Raw genomic sequence first — 18,768 nt, 5'->3', positions numbered from 1 at the left:
TTATTTATTGTCAACTTCAGCACCATTCTGCGCATCACTTCCGTTAGCCTGTGCCTCCTTCTGTTTGGCTGCAAGCTCGGCAGCAACTTCTTCTGCAGGACGAGCCTTATAAGTTGTTGCAGTGGCACTCAGTGTCAAAATATCACTTTTGCCCTCTTTACCACTTTTTCCGTCTGCTGCTTGGGAGAGCTTCAGAGATTCCAAAGTAATGATTCGCGATAAACCTCCGACATCACGAGCAAACTGGCTAATCTGATTATGCTTACCCGTAATGGAAATTTCATAGGGTAACTTTTGAATTGGACCATCATTAACCGGAGCTTGAGGCACAACACTATCCAACCGCAAACCATTAGCGGATCCAGCCTGATGCAATTCTTGGATTAAATTAGGAATTTCGGCATCTGTCGGCAGTTGTTTCAACAAAACATCAAAAGCTGAACGGATAGACGCCAACTCCTCCTGAAGATTATGCAAATTAACAGCCTCAATACTTTTTTTCTTATATGTTTCCTTTAGTTCGGCTTCTTTAGCTTCCTGCGTAGAAAGTGTTTCGAGTTGCTCTTTGAAAATACCAACATATCCTATTGCCAAGACCCCCGCTATTGCCAACCCTGCGATAAATAACTTAGCAGGCATATTTAACAAATAGAGGTTTTGGATATCAATATTTTTTGCTTTACTTACAGACATTTATTTTACCTCTTGCTTCTGTTCGCCAGTTTCAGTCGTGTTCGCGGCTGGATTTTGTACGGGTACTGATGGATGACCTGAATTATTCAACAAAACCTTCAGAGTAAATTCTTGATAATTATCAATTTTCTTAATACTCAAAAGTTCTGGCTGAGCAAAAACCCCGGTACTTGGTAAAGAACGCATAAACATTGCAATCTTATTATCACTACTTGCTCGACCCGTAATTTTGTAAGATGTCGAACTTTCTGCTTCCAACGCTGTCAGATAAGAGTTATCGGGAGTAACTACATTTAAGCTGTCGATGATATAGGCAGCCTGTGAACGTTTTTCCTGTAACTCTTCTACTTTTTGTTTTTTTGATAGGAAATTTTCTTTTTCTTGCTGCAGTTTTAGAATTTCTCCCAAAGCTTTATCCAGCTTTTCAATTTCCTTCCCTAGAAGGGCATTACGGTCTTCCTGTCTGCTGATTGCATTATTAATTGTCAAATATGTCAACACAAGCAGACCTGCACCTATCAATAACGCCGAAAGCATTAATACTTTAAATTGTTGCTTTTTGCGCTGTTTGATTTCTTCCCTATAAGGAAGAAGGTTAATTTTAACAAATTCGATCATATTACAATCCCCTTAATGCTAATCCGAATGCTAATGTTAAAGACGGTGCATCAATTTGCAGCTGCGGCAAATCAATTTTATTGTTTCGTTCAGCATATAAAACCGGGTGAATACACTGTGTCGCAGTATTGGTTTGAGAAAAAATACTTTCTGCCAATCCAGCCTGTTGCGATGCAAACCCAGTTAATAAAATATGTTTAATGTTTGAGAAGGTCTCTGTCGTCTGCGTAGTGTAGTAAAACTGCAATACACGTTGGATTTCTTGCGCTACCTGAACGTTAAAGCGATCTGCGACTTGGGTCTGATAATCAGATGGTTTGCTGGATGAAGCTATCATCTGCGCCGCTTTTTCTTCTGTCACTTGATAAGTACGCTGAATCAGTTGATTCAACTGTTCCGTACTGACAGGAGTCTCTTGTTTATACAAAATCTGTCCGTTTTGCATCACCAATGCGTACATTTGGGTAGCATGAATGCCAAATACGGCAACTTTTTCATTAGTCAATTCAGGTGCATGATTATTAATCCAAAAAGCATAGGCATTTCTCTGAGCCAAAAGATCCAAATCTAAGGCAGACAGATCAAGCCCTGCATTTTCAAACATTTCAATAACAGGCTCAATATCGTCTTTTCTAGCTGCTACGGTTGTAATCTGCTGCCCCGCCGGGGAAACGGATACGCCGGTCACCTGATAGTCATAACTCATTTCATCAATAGGACCGATTGCTGAAATTTCAGATTCAGCAAACTCGTCCAAATCAAGTTCGGTATCGCGAGGGTTGTAAGTTATGTTCTCTATTGTTGCCAAGCTTTGTGGTACAGCTGCAACAAAGTTCTTACAAGAACTGCGCAATTGCGTATAAGTATGTTGCAAATAGGTGACAAGTTGGTCGTAATCTTGGATTTTGTTACCTTTTACAATATTTTTAGGTAATTTGGTAATAACGTATTTTTCTAGCTGAATTTGGTTTAAACTACGGCCTGTCAGCTGAACCATCTTAATGGCATGCTGGCTGATGTCGATGCCGATAGCGGCTCGGTTGCTTAACCCTCCGGAAGCTTTACTTGCCTTGCTGGTTTTGCTTTTAGGGCTTTTTGATAAGCTAATCATATAATTTCCCTGTATTGTTAGGAGTGAGTAACTGTTTCGATATCCGTAAAGGATTTCTTTTTCTTTGCACAGTAAATACTGTGTTTCACAGAAATCGGTTTCTATTTTACTTTATTTAATGCCAGTGATGGCAAAAATTATTACTTAGTCATGATTAAAAAGATTATAACGACCTGTCTTGGTTTGATATTAGGATTGGCACTCTTCGGTGTCGGCTTGCTCGCTATTGCGATTTTGGTCACATACCCCAAGTTGCCTGCTCTTGATTCTTTACAACACTACCAACCCAAAATGCCCCTCACAGTATATTCTGCCGACGGTCAGATTATTGGGGTTTACGGTGAACAGCGCCGGGAGTTTACAAAAATTGGAGATTTTCCAAAGGTTTTGAAAGACGCTGTTATTGCCGCAGAAGATAAACGTTTCTATGAGCACTGGGGCGTAGACGTAGTAGGCATTGCCCGTGCCGCTATCGGCAACGTAGTCGCCGGCGGTTTGCAATCAGGTGCCAGTACCATTACTCAACAGGTAGCAAAGAACTTCTACTTGAGTAACGAGCGTACATTTACCCGCAAATTCAATGAAGCCCTATTGGCCTATAAAATCGAACAGACGCTTAGTAAGGATCAGATTTTAGAACTGTATTTCAACCAAATCTATTTGGGTCAACGGGCATACGGTTTTGCCTCTGCCGCTCAAATCTATTTCAACAAAAACGTGAAAGATTTGACTTTGGCTGAAGCATCCATGCTGGCAGGCCTACCTAAAGCGCCTTCAGCGTATAACCCCATCGTTAACCCCGAGCGCGCTAAACAGCGCCAAGCCTACATCCTGCGAAACATGCAGGAAGAAAATATGATTACTGCACAACAACGCGATCAAGCTTTGAAAGAAGAGCTGCATTATGAACGTTTTGTGCAAAACATCGACCAAAACGCTTTGTATGTTGCTGAAATGGCACGCCAAGAGTTGTATGAAAAATATGGCGAGGACGCATACACCCAAGGCTTTAAGGTCTACACAACCGTCAATACTGCCAACCAACGTGTTGCTACTGAAGCCCTTAGAAAAGCGTTGCGTAATTTCGACAGAGGCAGCAGTTATCGCGGCGCAGAGAACTACATCGACCTCAGCAAAACTGATGACGTAGAAGAAACGATTAGCCAATATCTTTCTACTTTATATACGGTTGACAAAATGGTTCCTGCCGTTGTCTTGGAGGCCTCTAAAAAAGGAGTTCTGATTCAACTACCTAGCGGAAAAAGATTCAATCTGAACAGCTACGCACTGGGCTTTGCAGCCCGTGCAGTCAACAACGAAAAAATGGGAGACGACCGTATTCGTCGCGGTTCCGTCATCCGTGTCAAAGGCGGCGGCAACAATTGGTCTGTCGTTCAAGAACCTCTACTACAAGGCGCTCTGGTCTCATTAGATGCAAAAACAGGTGCCGTGCGTGCATTGGTCGGCGGTTATGACTTCCACAGCAAGACATTTAACCGAGCCACTCAAGCCATGCGCCAACCAGGTTCTACCTTTAAGCCTTTCGTATACTCTGCGGCACTCGCCAAAGGCATGACAGCATCCACCATGATTAATGACGCACCACTCTCCCTGCCGGGTAAAGGTGCCAATGGTTCTGCTTGGAATCCTAAAAACTCAGACGGCCGTTATGCAGGCTATATCACCCTGCGCCAAGCATTGACCGCCTCTAAAAACATGGTTTCCATCCGAATCTTGATGTCCATCGGTATCGGATACGCACAACAATACATCCAACGTTTCGGCTTCAAACCGTCCGAAATCCCTGCCAGCCTGTCTATGGCGCTTGGTACCGGTGAAACAACACCATTGCGTGTCGCTGAAGCATATAGCGTCTTTGCCAATGGCGGTTACAAAATTTCCGCATACGTCATCGACAAGATTTATGACAACGAAGGTCGTCTGAAAGCACAAATGCAACCTCTTGTTGCAGGCGAAAACGCTCCTCAAGCCATCGACCCGCGTAACGCATACATCATGTACAAAATCATGCAGGACGTTGTCCGTGTCGGTACTGCGCGAGGTGCCTCCGCACTTGGCCGTTCCGATATCGCCGGTAAAACCGGTACGACGAACGACAATAAAGATGCATGGTTCGTTGGATTCAACCCAAGTATTGTCACTGCCGTATACATCGGCTTCGACAAACCGCGCAGCATGGGCCGCGCAGGTTACGGCGGCACGATTGCCGTTCCAGTCTGGGTAGATTACATGCGCTTCGCGCTCAAAGGCGTAGAAAACAAAGGCATGAAAGCACCGGCAGGTATCGTGAACAGCGGCGGCGAATACTATATGAAAGAACGCATGACCACCAGCTCCGATATCACTTTGGACAATAGCGGTACCGTTCCACGCCCTGCACAACAACCTTCCCGACAACAACGCCCGGCCAATGCCAACACTGCCGCAACGCCTGATAGCGATCGGGATGGCGGAGACCGCGGTCGCGGTGATTTGCAAGAAACGCCGGTACAGCCAAGCAATGTTAACAATCGACAATTAGACTCACTGTTCTAATTACACCGGTCAAAAGGTCGTCTGAAACCCGAATCAGGAATTTCAGACGACCTTTTTATATATGGCAGCACAATCTCAATTCATTGTCATGTGAAACAAGATGGAAAAATTCACTTTAAACCGATACAGCATTGCCTCATCCGAGCCTAAAGCGGAGAGTTTCCCCAAATGCTAAAAAACCAGTTTCATGTCATCTGCACTGCTCATCAAACCTATCCCCTACCCCTTGATTTCAAATTACCTCACCACACTAGATTCTGCCCCTTCCACTCACCCCATCAATCAAACGAAATGTATAGTGGATTAACTTTAAATCAGGACAAGGCAACGAAGCCGCAGACAGTACAGATAGTGCGGCAAGGCGAGGCAACGCCGTCCTTGTTTAAAGTTAATCCACTATAAAAACAACAAGGTCGTCTGAAACATGATCCAACATTTTCAGACGACCTTTTCGGGTTTATCTATTTTAAAGCAACATACACAGCAGCAAGATGATTTTGTTCCCTCACCCTGCAAGACAATAAACGGATTTGCGTCCCGTCAATGCAGATAATACTACGACCGATTACAATGGCTCGGAATTTTCCGGATTTCCGATATTCAAGTTGTCCATTTCTTCTTGATGCGTAGCAAACCATTCGCCGACGACTTGGTTAACTTCTTCGATCCCTTGCTTTTTAAGACTGGAAAACAGTTGTACGCTGATGCGTTGACGGGTCATATAGGGCTTGAGCGTTTTTTTGACTGCGCCTAAAGTTTTGATTTGCTCGTTTTTCGACAGCTTGTCGGCTTTCGACAACAAAATATGCACAGGGCGGCCGGTGATATGGAAAAAGTCCAGCATCCGCAAATCTAGCTCTTTCAAAGGGTGGCGCGCATCCATAATCAACACCAAGCCGATGAGCTGGCATCGTTGTTGGAGATAGTCGCCCAAGAGTTTGACCCAATGCGTACGGATGGCTTCGGGAACTTGCGCATAACCGTAGCCAGGCAAATCCACCATGAAGCTGCCATTGCTCAATTCGAAGAAATTGATGTGTTGGGTTCGTCCCGGCGTTTTGGAGACGTAAGCGAGCCGGACATGGTTGGTCAGGGTATTGATCGCGCTGGATTTGCCTGCGTTACTGCGTCCGACAAATGCGATTTCTGCGGGTGTGTCGGGCAGGTCTTTGAGATGGTTGACGGTGGTGAAGAATTTGGCGTTCTGAAAGAGGTTCATCCGTATTTCCTTGTTCCCTGAGACGGAGTGGCGGAATTTGCCGTGTTCATGTTGCGAAACATGGTAGTAATTTAATGTAAATCTAGTATAGAATAGCACGTTTATAGAATTATCGGTTTTTATCGGGTAAAATTTATCCGGCGTTTTGAGTATAAAAAAGGCATTGTCGCGGTATGCAATGCTGTAATCAGGAGCACTCCATGAAACGATTGACTTTAGCGGCCTTGGTTTTGGCTGCCGGTGCGGCTGTCGCTGCCCCGAAAGCGGATATTGCAAAAGGCAAAGAAGTGGCTACTACCATTTGTGCGGCATGTCATGCGGCGGACGGCAACAGCGGCATCGCCATGTATCCAAAGCTCGCCGCGCAACACAGTGCCTATATCTACCGTCAAACCTTGGATATTAAAGAAGGCAAACGTACAAACGGTTCCGCCGCTGTGATGAAACCTATGGTGATGAACCTGTCCGAGCAAGACATTCTGAATGTATCCGCATTCTATGCCAAACAACAGGCCAAATCCGGCGAGGCTAACCCGAAACAAAATGATCCTGTTTTGGGCGGCAAAATCTACCGAGGCGGTTTGGTGGATAAAAAAGTTCCTGCCTGTATGTCCTGCCACGGCCCCAGCGGCGCGGGTATTCCGGGCGGCGGTACCGAAATCGGCGCATATCCGCGCTTAGGCGGCCAACATATGTCTTATGTGGTCGATCAAATGAAGGCTTATAAATCCGGACAACGCAAAAACGCGATTATGGAAGATATTGCCAAACGCCTGACCGAAGAAGAGTTGAATGCGGTTTCCAACTTCATCCAAGGTCTGCATTGATTCCTATCAATCCGTCTGTTTGCGGATGATGTGAATATCAAGGTCGTCTGAAAACGCTTGCCCTTGGGCAGTTGTTTTCAGACGACCTTGTGCGATGGTATGCCGCCGCTTTTGAGGCAATAAGTATTTTCAAATGGCAGCCTTTGGCTTTTTGCCCCATCATGTCTATTTTTTGTGCCGTTCGATAATCGGGCCTCTTCCGAATCCCGACCATCCCCGTATTCTTTATCAAATCAAACCGCTATGAGCAAATCCTCTTCATCCGTCCCCCTTATCCACAAACCTTGGTTCGCTTTTTTAAGCTCCATGCGTTTTGCCGTTGCCTTGCTCAGTCTTCTGGGCGTCGCTTCGGTTATCGGGACGGTGTTGCAGCAAAACCAGCCGCAGGTCAATTATGTTGTGAAATTCGGTCCGTTTTGGTCGCAGATTTTCAACTTTTTAGGCTTGTACGATGTTTATGCGTCCGCTTGGTTTGTGGTCATCATGATGTTTTTGGTGATATCGACCAGCTTGTGCCTGATTCGCAATGTTCCGCCTTTTCTCCGCGAAATCAAATCGTTCCGTGAAAACGCCAAAGAAAAATCATTAGCGGCGATGCGCCATTCGACTGTGTTGGAAGGCAAGATGTCGTCTGAAATTGCCCGGCGTTATCTCGAAGTACAAGGCTTCAGCTGCAAAACCGTAACGCGCGAAGACGGATCGGTTTTGGTTGCCGCCAAAAAAGGGGCGATGAACAAGTGGGGCTACATTTTTGCCCATACCGCGCTGATTGTGATTTGCTTGGGCGGCTTGATAGACAGCAACCTCCTACTGAAAATCGGTATGCTGACCGGACGCGTCGTGCCGGACAATCATTCCGTCTATGCCAAAGACTTCAAACCGGAAAGCATTTTGGGTACGTCGAACCTGTCGTTCCGCGGCAATGTGAACATTACCGAAGGGCAAAGCGCGGACGTGGTCTTCCTCAATGCCGACAACGGGATGCTGGTTCAGGATTTGCCGTTTGAAGTGAAGCTGAAGAAATTCCACATCGACTTTTACAATACCGGGATGCCGCGTGATTTTGCCAGCGATTTGGAAATTACCGACAAGGAAAGCGGCAAAAAATCGGAACACACCATCCGCGTCAACCATCCGCTGACGCTGCACGGCATCACCATCTATCAAGCGAGCTTTGCCGACGGGGGATCCGATTTGAAGTTCAAAGCCTGGAATTTGGGCAATCCCAGCCGCGAGCCGGTAACGCTCAGGGCGACATCTATGCGCGACTTCCCGCTCGACATCGGCAATACGTCCTACAAACTGGAGTTTGACCAATTCACGTCTATGAACGTGGAAGACATGAGCAAGTCGTCTGAAAAAGAGCAAACCCTGCAATCAGCGATTAACGACGTGCGCGCCGTCTCTCAAGAAGACAAAAAATACACCAACATCGGCCCATCCGTTGTTTACCGAATCCGCGACAAAGCGGGTCAGGCTGTCGAATATAAAAACTATATGCTGCCCGTCAAGCAGGATCAGGATTATTTCTTCATCACCGGTACGCGCACAGGTCTGGAACAGCAATCCCGTTGGCTGCGCATTCCTGCCGATAAGACTTTCAAACCCTACACCTTCATGGCGATGCGCGAACTCTTGAAAGACGAAGCCGCACGCAAAGCCGTCATCCGCAACGCGACCTTGAACGCGCCCGACAACATCCGCGAGCAATTCACCCTTGCCGCCGAAAACACCTTGGGCATTTTTGCGAAAGGCGGCTATTTGGCGTTGGACGAATTTATCACCAAAAACATCCCCAAAGCGCAGCAGGAAAAAATGCAGGGATATTTTTACGAAATGCTGTTCGGCGTCATGAACGCCGTATTGGAAGAAACCATCCAAAAATACAAGCTGCCCACATGGTCTCAAGACGAAGCGCGCAACCGCTTCCTGCTGCACAGCATGGACGCCTATACCGGCCTGACCGAATACCCCGCCCCCATGCTCCTGCAACTGGACGGCTTTGAAGAAGTCCGCTCCTCCGGCTTGCAAATGACCCGTTCGCCCGGTGCATTTTTAGTCTATTTAGGCTCTGTTTTGCTGGTTCTCGGCACGATATTTATGTTCTACATCCGCGAGAAACGCGCGTGGGTTCTGTTTTCAGACGACCGCATCCGCTTTGCCATGTCTTCCAGCCGCAACGAGCGCGACCTGCAAAAAGAGTTTCCGCAACATACACAAAGCCTGCAACGACTGGCGAAAGATTTGAACCATGACGCATAACCATAATCCCCTACCCGAACACGAGCTGCTGACGCACAAATCGTTCCTCAAGTCCCTGAACACGGTCGACTGCCTATTCGCCCTCCTGACCGCAGCCGGCGCATTCTTCGCCCAAACCCGCATTCAGCACGCCATGGACATCTACGAAATGGTGATTTTGTGGGCAAGCGCAGGCATTACCGTCTTTTTAGGCTGGTTTTTCAAACCCATGCGCTGGTTTGCCCCCTTGTGTGCCGTCCTCGCATACGGCGCCGTCATGCTCTACGATGGCGACATCACACACGCCGACGGCTTCCTGCTCAAATACTTCCTCAGCAGCCAGTCCGCGATTATGTGGCAATGCGCCTTCGTTTTCTTCGCACTCTTCGCCTATATCACCGGCGCCGTGTTGGCACAACGCAAAAACGTCGCCACCAATACCCTGCTCGGCATGGGTTCCGTATTCGCCTGGGTGTCCGCCGTCGCAGGCTTTACCGGACTTTTAGTGCGCTGGCACGAAAGCTACCTCCTGCGCCCTGACGCAGGACACATCCCCGTTTCCAACCTCTACGAAGTCTTCATCCTCTTCCTCGTCATCACCGCTCTGATGTACCTCTACTACGAAGCCCGTTTCGCCGTACAAAAACTCGGCGGCTTCGTCTTCAGCTTCATGGCGATCGTCGTCGGCTTCGTCCTTTGGTACAGCTTTTCCCGCGAAGCACACACCATCCAACCCCTGATTCCCGCCCTGCAATCATGGTGGATGAAAATCCACGTCCCCGCCAACTTCATCGGCTACGGCGCATTCTGTATCGCCGCCATGCTCGGCATCGCCGAACTCTGGGCATTGAGAAACGAAAACGCCGGCAAAAAATCATGGCTGCCGCATTCGCAAGTCATCGAAGAAGTCATGTATAAAGCCATCGCCGTCGGCTTTCTATTCTTTACCATCGCCACTATCCTCGGCGCACTGTGGGCTGCCAAAGCATGGGGACGCTACTGGAGCTGGGACCCGAAAGAAACTTGGGCATTCATTGTCTGGCTCAACTACGCCGTCTGGCTGCACCTGCGCCTCGTCGCCGGCTGGCGCGGCAAAATCCTCGCATGGTGGGCAGTCATCGGTCTGTTCGTTACCGCCTTCGCCTTCATCGGCGTCAATATGTTCCTGAGCGGCCTGCACTCTTACGGCACCTTGTAAGCGTCAAAGCACAATAAAGAAAGGTCGTCTGAAAAGCTTTAGCGCAACCCGCAAAGCATTTCAGACGACCTTTCCACACCATCAGCCACAACACAATAAAATCACACAAAATACCTCCCAATATCCCTCCCCTTCCTATTGAAACACCCCTTCCGATACACCATAATTCCATCTATAAGGCGATCACGCAAAACGCGTGTACATTGCGTCGATTTACCCGTTACTATAGTGGCTTAACTAAATCAGGACAAGGCGATGAAACCGCAAGACAGTACAGACAGTACAGAAACCGATTCACTTGGTGCTTCAGCACCTTAGAGAATGTCTCTTTGAGCCAAGGCGAGGCAACGCCGTACTGGTTTAAAGTTAATCCACTATACCCTCAACCCCACATCAAAATAACAAAGGTCAACATCATGTGCCAACTGCTCGGCATGAACTGTAACACCCCCACAGATATCGTCTTTTCCTTTGAAGGCTTCCGCCGCCGCGGCGGCATTACCGACCACCATGCAGACGGTTTCGGCATCGGCTTTTTCGAAGGCAAAGGCGTACGCCTGTTCCACGACGACAAACCCAGCGCCGCCTCGCCCGTCGCCGACCTCGTTCGCGCCTACCAAATCAAATCTGAAAACGTCATTGCCCACATCCGCAAAGCCTCGCAAGGACAAACCTCGCTGGCAAACACCCACCCCTTCATGCGCGAAATGTGGGGCGAATACTGGCTGTTTGCACACAACGGCCATTTAATCGATTTCTACCCCGAACAAGGCGAGTATTACCATGCCGTCGGCACCACCGACTCCGAACGCGCCTTCTGCTACATCCTCAACCGCCTACGCAGCCGCTTCGCCACCAAGCCCGACCCGGACACCCTATTCGACGCCCTCGCCGCACTTACCCACGAAATCCGCCGCTTCGGACTGTTCAACTTCGTTATGTCCAACGGCGACAACCTGTTTGCCCACGCCAGCACGCTTTTGCACTACATCGTACGCAAAGCCCCGTTCGGCAAAGCACGGCTTTTGGACGACGACGTCATGGTCGATTTTTCCGAAGTCACCACCCCCAACGACAAAGTCGCCGTCATCGCCACCTTACCGCTGACCCGCGACGAAACCTGGTCGCAACTGGCAGTGGACGAACTGGTCATGTTCCGACAAGGCGACATCGCCCGCAGCGACCGTCCTGAACAACCCGTCTATATGAGCGTAGAAGAAGGCTTGGCAATCGCCCGCGCCGTCGGCGTATCCGTTTAAAACAAAGAGGTCGTCTGAAAACCCAGATTCAAGGTTTTCAGACGACCCCTTCAACCCATAATAAACCCACCGACTATACGGGAATAGCTCAATCGGCTACAATTCCGTTTCACAAACAAATAAATTCAAAAACTTATGAAATGTCCGTTTTGTCAGCATCCCAATACTCAAGTCACTGATTCGCGGCTCTTGGAAGAGACGAACAGCATCCGCCGCCGCCGCCGTTGCGTGGAGTGCGGGCAGCGGTTCAGTACGTTTGAAACGGTCGAAATGCGGATGCCGCAGGTGATTAAATCCAACGGTACGCGCGTGGCGTTTAATCCGCACAAGCTGAGAACCAGTTTGGAACGGGCTTTGCACAAACGCCCGATCGCCCAGGAAAAAATCGATGAAACGGTCGCACTGATTGAGCAGCGTCTGTATCAGTCGGGCAACAAGGAAGTGCCGTCGCGCATGGTGGGGGAAATGGCGATGGAGGAATTGGCAAAAATCGATCAGGTCGCTTATGTCCGTTTTGCTTCCGTGTATAAAAGTTTCAACGACGTGTCCGAGTTTACTCAGGCAATCGCCACGCTGGTGCAGACTGACGGGAAATAGGTCGTCTGAAAGCGGTGTGTTGATGATGAAGAGGATGTTTATGAAAAGAGTTTTATCCGTAGCCGCCGCACTATTCTGCCTTGCCGCCTGCAACCCCGAACAGGGCGATGCGGCGTCGAAAGTCGCCTCCGATACGGTTCAAACGCTGACGAGCATGGACGGCAAAATTTCCATCTCTGTCCACAACAGCCACTTCTCCGACATCATCGCCGATTCCGCTCGCCATCCGAAAAACGTTCCCGCCTCCAACCTGATTCTGCTCCAACACGACCCTGAAGCGCGCATTACCATTTATGCAGCGAACAACGGCCCGGCGCAAACGGATGCCAAAACCTATTTCGCCGAACTCAAAACCGCCCTGCAATCGGACGAAACTCAAAATGTCCGCGTCGGTATCGCCACCGACAACCGCATGAATTACCAAACCGACCGCGAAGACCGGCAAGGTACGTTCAACCAATACTGCATCGCCATTCACGAAGCCAATATTTATACCGTTTGCGCGTACAGCCATCATGCGGGGCAGAAAGATTTGTCCGTCGTTTTAAAAGAAGTGAGTTTGGCGCATTAGCATTTTGACGAATGGAACACGGCGAAGGTCGTCTGAAAACGGAAAACTTTAAGAAATCCAAATTATGTTTGATTGTATTGATACCCAAATGATGCAAAACGCCCTTGCCCTTGCGCGGCTCGGGCGTTTTTCCACTTCCCCCAATCCCCGCGTCGGCTGCGTGATTGCACACGGCAGCCAAATCGTCGGGCAGGGGTTTCATGTCAAAGCGGGCGAACCGCATGCCGAAGTGCATGCGCTGCGGCAGGCGGGCGAAATGGCGCGCGGAGCGACGGCTTATGTGACGCTCGAACCGTGTAGCCATTACGGCCGTACGCCGCCCTGCGCCGAGGCTCTTATCGGCTCGGGCGTGTCGCGCGTGGTCGCCGCCATGACCGACCCCAATCCTTTGGTGGCAGGCAAAGGTTTGGCAATGCTCGAAGCCGCAGGCATCCGCACCGAAAGCGGTTTGCTGGAAACCGAAGCGCGCGAACTCAACCGCGGCTTCCTTTCCCGTATCGAACGCGGCCGCCCGTTTGTCCGCATCAAATGCGCCGCCAGCCTGGACGGCAAAACCGCGCTCGCCGACGGACGCAGCTACTGGATTACCGGCGAAGCCGCAAGGGCGGACGTGCAAACCTTACGCGCGGAAAGCTGCGCCGTCTTAACCGGCATCGGCACGGTGCTTGCCGACAACCCGCGCCTCAACGTCCGCGCCTTCCCGACCCTGCGCCAACCTGCGCGTATCGTGTTGGACAGCAAACTGCAAACGCCGTTGGACAGCCACATGGTTTCAGACGACCTCAGCCCCACCGTCATCGTAACCGCCGTTGATGATGAAGAACGCCTCAAACCATACCGCGCGTTCAATCATATCCGCATCTTAAGGTCGTCTGAAAACGCAGACGGACGCATAGACCTTGCCGCACTGCTGCCCCAATTGGCAGAACTGGGTTACGGCGAGATTATGGTCGAAGCAGGCGCGACGCTGACCTCCGCCTTTATCGAAGCAGGCTTGGCAGACGAAATCGTGTTGTACCAAGCGCCGAAAATCTTAGGCGAAGGCAGAAGCCTGCTCACCCTCCCTGCCAACCCTGCCGTTTTGACTTCGGAAGGCGAGTGGGAAAGCCGTTCGGTAGAGCTGATCGGGCAGGACGTAAAATGGGTTTTGCGTAAAAAATAGGCTGATTCATAAACAACAAAGGTCGTCTGAAAACTGATTTTTGGTTTTCAGACGACCTTTTTGTCAGAAGCAACGATATTTGACCGTATCGCCCGATCTGCTTGCCAGCGTTACAAATACCGCTTCAACATATACCTTAGTAATATTAATTTTAGGTTAAATTACGCAAATATATTAATACTAATTTTTATTAATTATTTGTATTTCCGATATTATATTTAGTCACCAACGGTATAGTAATCACTAAAAATAATACAATTCAAAATCTTACCGCCCAGCTTGATTATAATATTTGCATAAACATTTCCCAACACTCCATTATCGTCGGGCAATGCTGCATTTGCACATGCAAAACTTTTACGTCCAAAACCAATCTTAGGGAAAGATTTATTTTCGACACCGACAAAACGGATTCCGACCCTGCTGTTTTTATGACTGCCGGCCGGGGTTCTGCTGCGGCATTTTGCACTGTGCGGCACGCCCTTTTCCATCACATGAGACTTGTCATGAAAAATATTACCATTCAGAAATTTGCAGATAAAACCGCCAAAATCGGCATCGTCGGCTTGGGCTACGTCGGCCTGCCACTGATGCTCCGCTATGTGGACATCGGTTATCAGGTTTTGGGCTTCGACATCGACAAAACCAAAGTCGACAAACTCAACAAAGGCGAAACCTACATCGAGCATATTCCTGCCGAGAAAATCGCCGCCGCTTCAAACAGCCTGTTTGAAGCCACCACCGACTTCTCCCGCATCGGCGAAGTGGAAGCCGTGATTTTGTGCGTACCGACTCCGTTGAACAAATACCGCGAGCCGGACATGAGCTTTGTTATCGACACTACCGACGCGGTGAAACCTTACCTGCGCGCCGGTCAAGTGCTGTCTTTGGAATCCACCACCTACCCCGGTACGACCGAAGAAGAATTGCTGCCGCGCGTTGAGGAAGGCGGCTTGAAAGTCGGTAAAGACGTGTTCTTGGTTTACTCTCCGGAACGCGAAGACCCGGGTAACCCGAATTTTGAAACCCGTACCATCCCGAAAGTCATCGGCGGTCATACCCCTGCCTGTTTGGAAGTCGGTATCGCGTTGTACCAGCCTGCCATCGACAAAGTCGTACCGGTAAGCTCCACCAAAGCCGCCGAGCTGACCAAGCTTCTGGAAAACATCCACCGCGCCGTGAACATCGGTTTGGTGAACGAGATGAAAATCGTCGCCGACAAAATGGATGTCGATATTCACGAAGTCATCGCCGCCGCGGCAACCAAACCGTTCGGCTTCGTTGCCTACTATCCCGGCCCGGGCTTGGGCGGACACTGTATCCCCATCGACCCGTTCTACCTGACTTGGAAAGCGCGCGAATACGGCGTGAACACCCGCTTCATCGAGTTGGCAGGCGAAGTGAACTCCCACATGCCCGACTACGTCATCAGCAAAGTGGGCCTGGCTTTGAACGAACACAACCGTTCCATCAAAGACAGCAAAATCTTGGTTTTGGGTATCGCCTACAAGAAAAATGTGGACGACATGCGCGAAAGCCCGTCTGTGGAAGTGATGGACCGCCTGCACAAATTGGGCGCAAACATTTCCTACTCTGACCCGCACGTGCTTGAGTTCCCGTACATCCCCGGCCACCACTACTTCGACCTGAAGAGCGAGCCGCTGACGCCGGAAACCGTAGCGAAATACGACTGCGTAGTCCTGACCACCGACCACGATAAGTTTGACTACGACATGATTGCCGAACACGCCAAACTGATTGTCGATACGCGCGGCAAGTTCCCTGCGAAAAACCCGAAAGTCGTGAAAGCGTAATACCTTTGACGATTGAGGCAGACTGCCTGCCGACGGGTTTCGGCAGGCAGTCGGCTTTCTTAGACCGTTTGTTTTCAGACGACCTAAGAAAGCCCTTATTTATATGATGCTGCTGCGTTTTCAGGTCGTCTGAAAATCTTGGCGGCAACAAATCCCTCCTATTTATGAATATAAGAAAAATACTCGGCTATGCTTTGGGTCCGATAGGCAGTGCGGCTTTCGGCATCCTCTCGCTTCCGCTGATTTCATGGTACTACCCTACGGAAGACATCGGCCGTATCGTCTTACTGCAAACCATATCCGCTCTGACCATCCTGATTTTGGGGCTGGGCTTGGATCAGGCGTATATCCGCGAATACTACGTCAGCGAAGACAAAGCCGCGCTGTTCAAATCCTTCAGCCTGTCCCCGTTTGTTTTGAGCATTGCCGGGGTATTGCTGATACTTTTGTGGAATCCTTCTTGGCCTTCCAAAATTATTTTTAATTTGAACAACACCAAGCTGGGTATTCTGTTTTTAGTTTTTTTACTGACCACCCTGTTTATCCGCTTTTTCTCGCTCATCCTACGGATGCAGGAAAAAGCAATTGCTTTCTCACTCAGCCAGCTGACACCGAAATTCCTGATTTTGGTTTTGGTTTTGCTCTTCATCCTAATCGGCTTGCCAACCCATACCACCAGCCTGGTCTTTGCCTATACCGCCGCCCAAATACTGACCGTCGCTGTATTGATCTACCAAACCCGAACCGATTTGGCCGCCGCCATCCGTTCGCCTTGGTCGGCAAAGCTGCACAAAATGGGTCTGCAATACGGACTGCCTTTGGCATTCGGCAATCTCGCCTACTGGGGGCTGACGTCTATCGACCGCTTTGTTTTGAAAGAAATGGCAAGTTTGGAGCAACTGGGGATTTACTCGATGGCGGTCAGCTTCGGCGCTGTCGCCCTGATTTTCCAAAGCGTGTTCTCGACCATATGGGCACCATTGGTGTTCAAATGGGTTGAAGACAACGCCAACCTCGACAAAATCGGTGGCATTACCCTGTCGATGACTGCGCTCATCAGCGCGATGGTTTGCTTTATCGGTATTTTTTCACCGGTGGTCACTTGGATTCTTCCCGGTAAATATGCATCGGTACAGTTTATTTTACTGTCGTGCATGATGTTTCCTTTGTTCTATACGCTGACGGAAGTGACCGGTATCGGCTTGAACGTCGTCAAAAAAACCTGGCTGATTACCGCAGTCAATATTGCGGCATTCCTGCTGAACTTCGGCCTGCTATATTGGCTGGTTCCAATACTGGGCGCACGGGGTGCCGCAATGGCAAGCGCGACTTCTTTTTGGGTATTCATGCTCATTAAGACCGAATTGTCTTCAAGGATGTGGCAAAAGCTGCCCTGCCGGCAAATTTATATCAATACCGCACTCTGCCTGATTTTGTGCCTGAGCTATACCTACTTCGGCAACACCGGCAACTATTACATTTTTGCTTTAATCTGGCTGGCAGGTTTGATTGCCCTGACGTTGAAATACAAAACGCAACTTTCTTCAGCTTTATCGACAGTGAAAAGTCGTCTGAATAAAAAACATTCAACACAATAACAACCATACCGCACGCAGTTTTGATTTTGCCGCCACAAAACGCTTACTCACCGAGAATCTTTGATTTTGTGCCCTGTCCGCAACCTATGCGGCGTGTACGCTGACACATCCGACACAGGTATTATCATGCATACATTAATCATTCCTTCTTGGTATCCATCCACTCCGGACGACGTCAACGGAATCTTTTTCCGCCTGCAAGCACAAGCCTTGCAACGCTCCGGAGTCAAAGTAGGGGTCGTCGCACCGATATTCCGTTCGTTCAGAACTCAGGCGAAAACTGCGTTCAACCCGAAAAATTACGGAATAAGGACCTACATCGACAAAGACGTATCGACTTATGTGTACGACAGCATGTTCTTCTTTCCGCGCATTCCGTATATCGACCGCAAACGGGAAATTGCTGCCAGTATGAAACTGTTCCGCCGATACGTTGCAGACCACGGCATGCCCGACGTCCTGCATGCACACTGCGTCAACAGCGGCGGCATTATTGCTTACGAGATCCACAAAGCCACCGGCATCCCGTATGTCATTACCGAACACAGCACCACCTATGCCCGCAAACTTATCCGCAACTGGCAGCGCCCGCTGATGTATGCCGCCGCCCAAAACGCCGCCTGCCGCTTGGCCGTCAGCCGCGACTTTGCCGAACTGCTGAAAGAAGAATATCAAGGATTGGAGTGGCAATATGTTCCCAATATCCTGTCCGCCAGCTTTGAAGCGCCGATAGACCTTGCCGACAAACCCGCCAACGAAGACTTCACCTTCTGCTCGGTCGCACACCTGCAACATAAAAAAGGCTACGACATCCTACTGCCCGCCTTTGCCGAAGCAGTCAAAGCCTATCCGAACTTGAAGCTGAAAATCGGCGGGGGCGGCTACGAAGAATTCAAGCTGCACCGTTTGGCAAAAGATTTGGGCTTGGAAGACAACGTTATCTTTGAAGGTCGTCTGAAAAACGAAGAAGTCTTGGATTTGATGCATCACAGCGATGCTTTCGTATTGGCCAGCCGCCACGAAACTTTCGGCGTCGTGTTCATCGAGGCTTTGGCGCAAGGATTGCCCGTCATCGCGACGCGCTGTGGCGGTCCTGAGACTATCGTCAATCCGTCCAACGGGCTTTTGGTCGATGTCGGAGACCAAAAATCGCTGACAGAGGCGCTTATCTCCCTCTATCGAAACCGAAAAAAATACCTCCCGCGCCTGTTGCGCGAAAACTGCCTGAAAGAATTTGGAGAGCGTCCTGTTACCGAACAAATCATTTCTGCATATAATAAAGCTCTTGGAACGACCTAAATTTC

General features: G+C 49.4%; 16 protein-coding genes. 11 read left to right on the top strand and 5 right to left on the bottom strand.

Annotated elements, in window-relative coordinates:
- Genes pilO through pilM form a run of 3 tightly spaced genes read right to left on the bottom strand, consistent with a single transcriptional unit; the run spans position 1 to position 2,422 of the window.
- On the bottom strand, positions 1-693 hold the full coding sequence (gene pilO, locus HMPREF2726_RS04180) for a type IV pilus inner membrane component PilO (protein WP_070602303.1): 693 nt from the start codon (positions 691-693) through the stop codon (positions 1-3).
- The gene (locus HMPREF2726_RS04175; RefSeq protein WP_003759517.1) at positions 694-1,311 is read right to left on the bottom strand and encodes a PilN domain-containing protein; all 618 of its coding nucleotides are present in this window, start codon (positions 1,309-1,311) and stop codon (positions 694-696) included.
- Position 1,312: 1 nt separating this feature from the next.
- Complete coding sequence (gene pilM, locus HMPREF2726_RS04170) at positions 1,313-2,422, bottom strand: type IV pilus assembly protein PilM (protein WP_003776205.1); 1,110 nt, start codon at positions 2,420-2,422, stop codon at positions 1,313-1,315.
- A gap of 150 nt (positions 2,423-2,572) precedes the next feature.
- On the opposite strand from pilM, the gene HMPREF2726_RS04165 reads away from it, so the two are divergent.
- Positions 2,573-4,978, top strand: coding sequence for a penicillin-binding protein 1A (locus HMPREF2726_RS04165; protein WP_070602301.1), 2,406 nt, complete (start codon positions 2,573-2,575; stop codon positions 4,976-4,978).
- 565 nt (positions 4,979-5,543) lie between these two features.
- Here HMPREF2726_RS04165 and yihA read toward each other — a convergent pair.
- Positions 5,544-6,197 carry a ribosome biogenesis GTP-binding protein YihA/YsxC gene (gene yihA / locus HMPREF2726_RS04160; RefSeq protein WP_009310901.1) on the bottom strand — a complete coding sequence of 218 codons (654 nt, stop codon included), beginning with the start codon at positions 6,195-6,197 and terminating at the stop codon, positions 5,544-5,546.
- A 200-nt stretch (positions 6,198-6,397) separates the two neighbouring features.
- Here yihA and HMPREF2726_RS04155 point away from each other — a divergent pair, with 200 nt between their 5' ends.
- The 7 genes from HMPREF2726_RS04155 (at position 6,398) to ribD (ending at position 14,052) form a co-directional block, all read left to right on the top strand.
- On the top strand, positions 6,398-7,024 hold the full coding sequence (locus tag HMPREF2726_RS04155) for a c-type cytochrome (RefSeq protein ID WP_003759506.1): 627 nt from the start codon (positions 6,398-6,400) through the stop codon (positions 7,022-7,024).
- A 243-nt stretch (positions 7,025-7,267) separates the two neighbouring features.
- A complete protein-coding gene (locus tag HMPREF2726_RS04150) occupies positions 7,268-9,286 on the top strand; it encodes a cytochrome c biogenesis ResB family protein (RefSeq protein ID WP_148132468.1) in 2,019 nt (672 codons plus the stop codon).
- Entirely contained in the window at positions 9,276-10,463 is a 1,188-nt protein-coding gene (gene ccsB, locus HMPREF2726_RS04145) for a c-type cytochrome biogenesis protein CcsB (RefSeq protein WP_070602299.1), read from the top strand. Before HMPREF2726_RS04150 ends, ccsB begins: the two co-directional genes overlap by 11 nt.
- 416 nt (positions 10,464-10,879) lie before the next feature.
- Positions 10,880-11,722, top strand: coding sequence for a class II glutamine amidotransferase (locus tag HMPREF2726_RS04140; protein ID WP_003769129.1), 843 nt, complete (start codon positions 10,880-10,882; stop codon positions 11,720-11,722).
- A 135-nt stretch (positions 11,723-11,857) separates the two neighbouring features.
- Positions 11,858-12,319: a transcriptional regulator NrdR gene (nrdR, locus tag HMPREF2726_RS04135; protein ID WP_003776195.1), complete on the top strand. Its 462-nt coding sequence runs from the start codon at positions 11,858-11,860 to the stop codon at positions 12,317-12,319.
- A 40-nt stretch (positions 12,320-12,359) separates the two neighbouring features.
- On the top strand, positions 12,360-12,890 hold the full coding sequence (locus HMPREF2726_RS04130; protein WP_009310898.1) for a hypothetical protein: 531 nt from the start codon (positions 12,360-12,362) through the stop codon (positions 12,888-12,890).
- Positions 12,891-12,954: 64 nt separating this feature from the next.
- A complete protein-coding gene (gene ribD, locus HMPREF2726_RS04125) occupies positions 12,955-14,052 on the top strand; it encodes a bifunctional diaminohydroxyphosphoribosylaminopyrimidine deaminase/5-amino-6-(5-phosphoribosylamino)uracil reductase RibD (RefSeq protein ID WP_070602297.1) in 1,098 nt (365 codons plus the stop codon).
- A 218-nt stretch (positions 14,053-14,270) separates the two neighbouring features.
- Here the strand turns inward: ribD and HMPREF2726_RS04120 are convergent, their stop codons facing one another.
- The gene (locus tag HMPREF2726_RS04120; protein ID WP_246827854.1) at positions 14,271-14,531 is read right to left on the bottom strand and encodes a hypothetical protein; all 261 of its coding nucleotides are present in this window, start codon (positions 14,529-14,531) and stop codon (positions 14,271-14,273) included.
- A gap of 27 nt (positions 14,532-14,558) precedes the next feature.
- On the opposite strand from HMPREF2726_RS04120, the gene HMPREF2726_RS04115 reads away from it, so the two are divergent.
- From HMPREF2726_RS04115 to HMPREF2726_RS04105, 3 genes are all read left to right on the top strand, one after another.
- Complete coding sequence (locus HMPREF2726_RS04115) at positions 14,559-15,866, top strand: nucleotide sugar dehydrogenase (RefSeq protein WP_039862706.1); 1,308 nt, start codon at positions 14,559-14,561, stop codon at positions 15,864-15,866.
- Positions 15,867-16,030: 164 nt separating this feature from the next.
- Positions 16,031-17,464 (top strand): lipopolysaccharide biosynthesis protein, encoded by a 1,434-nt coding sequence (locus tag HMPREF2726_RS04110; RefSeq protein WP_070602292.1) that lies wholly within the window; start codon positions 16,031-16,033, stop codon positions 17,462-17,464.
- A 126-nt stretch (positions 17,465-17,590) separates the two neighbouring features.
- Complete coding sequence (locus tag HMPREF2726_RS04105) at positions 17,591-18,763, top strand: glycosyltransferase (RefSeq protein WP_070602290.1); 1,173 nt, start codon at positions 17,591-17,593, stop codon at positions 18,761-18,763.
- Positions 18,764-18,768 lie beyond the last annotated feature (5 nt).

It is taken from the genome of Neisseria sp. HMSC074B07 (genome assembly GCF_001810355.1).
Lineage (GTDB): Bacteria > Pseudomonadota > Gammaproteobacteria > Burkholderiales > Neisseriaceae > Neisseria.
This window is presented reverse-complemented; position numbering and strand designations above follow the sequence as displayed.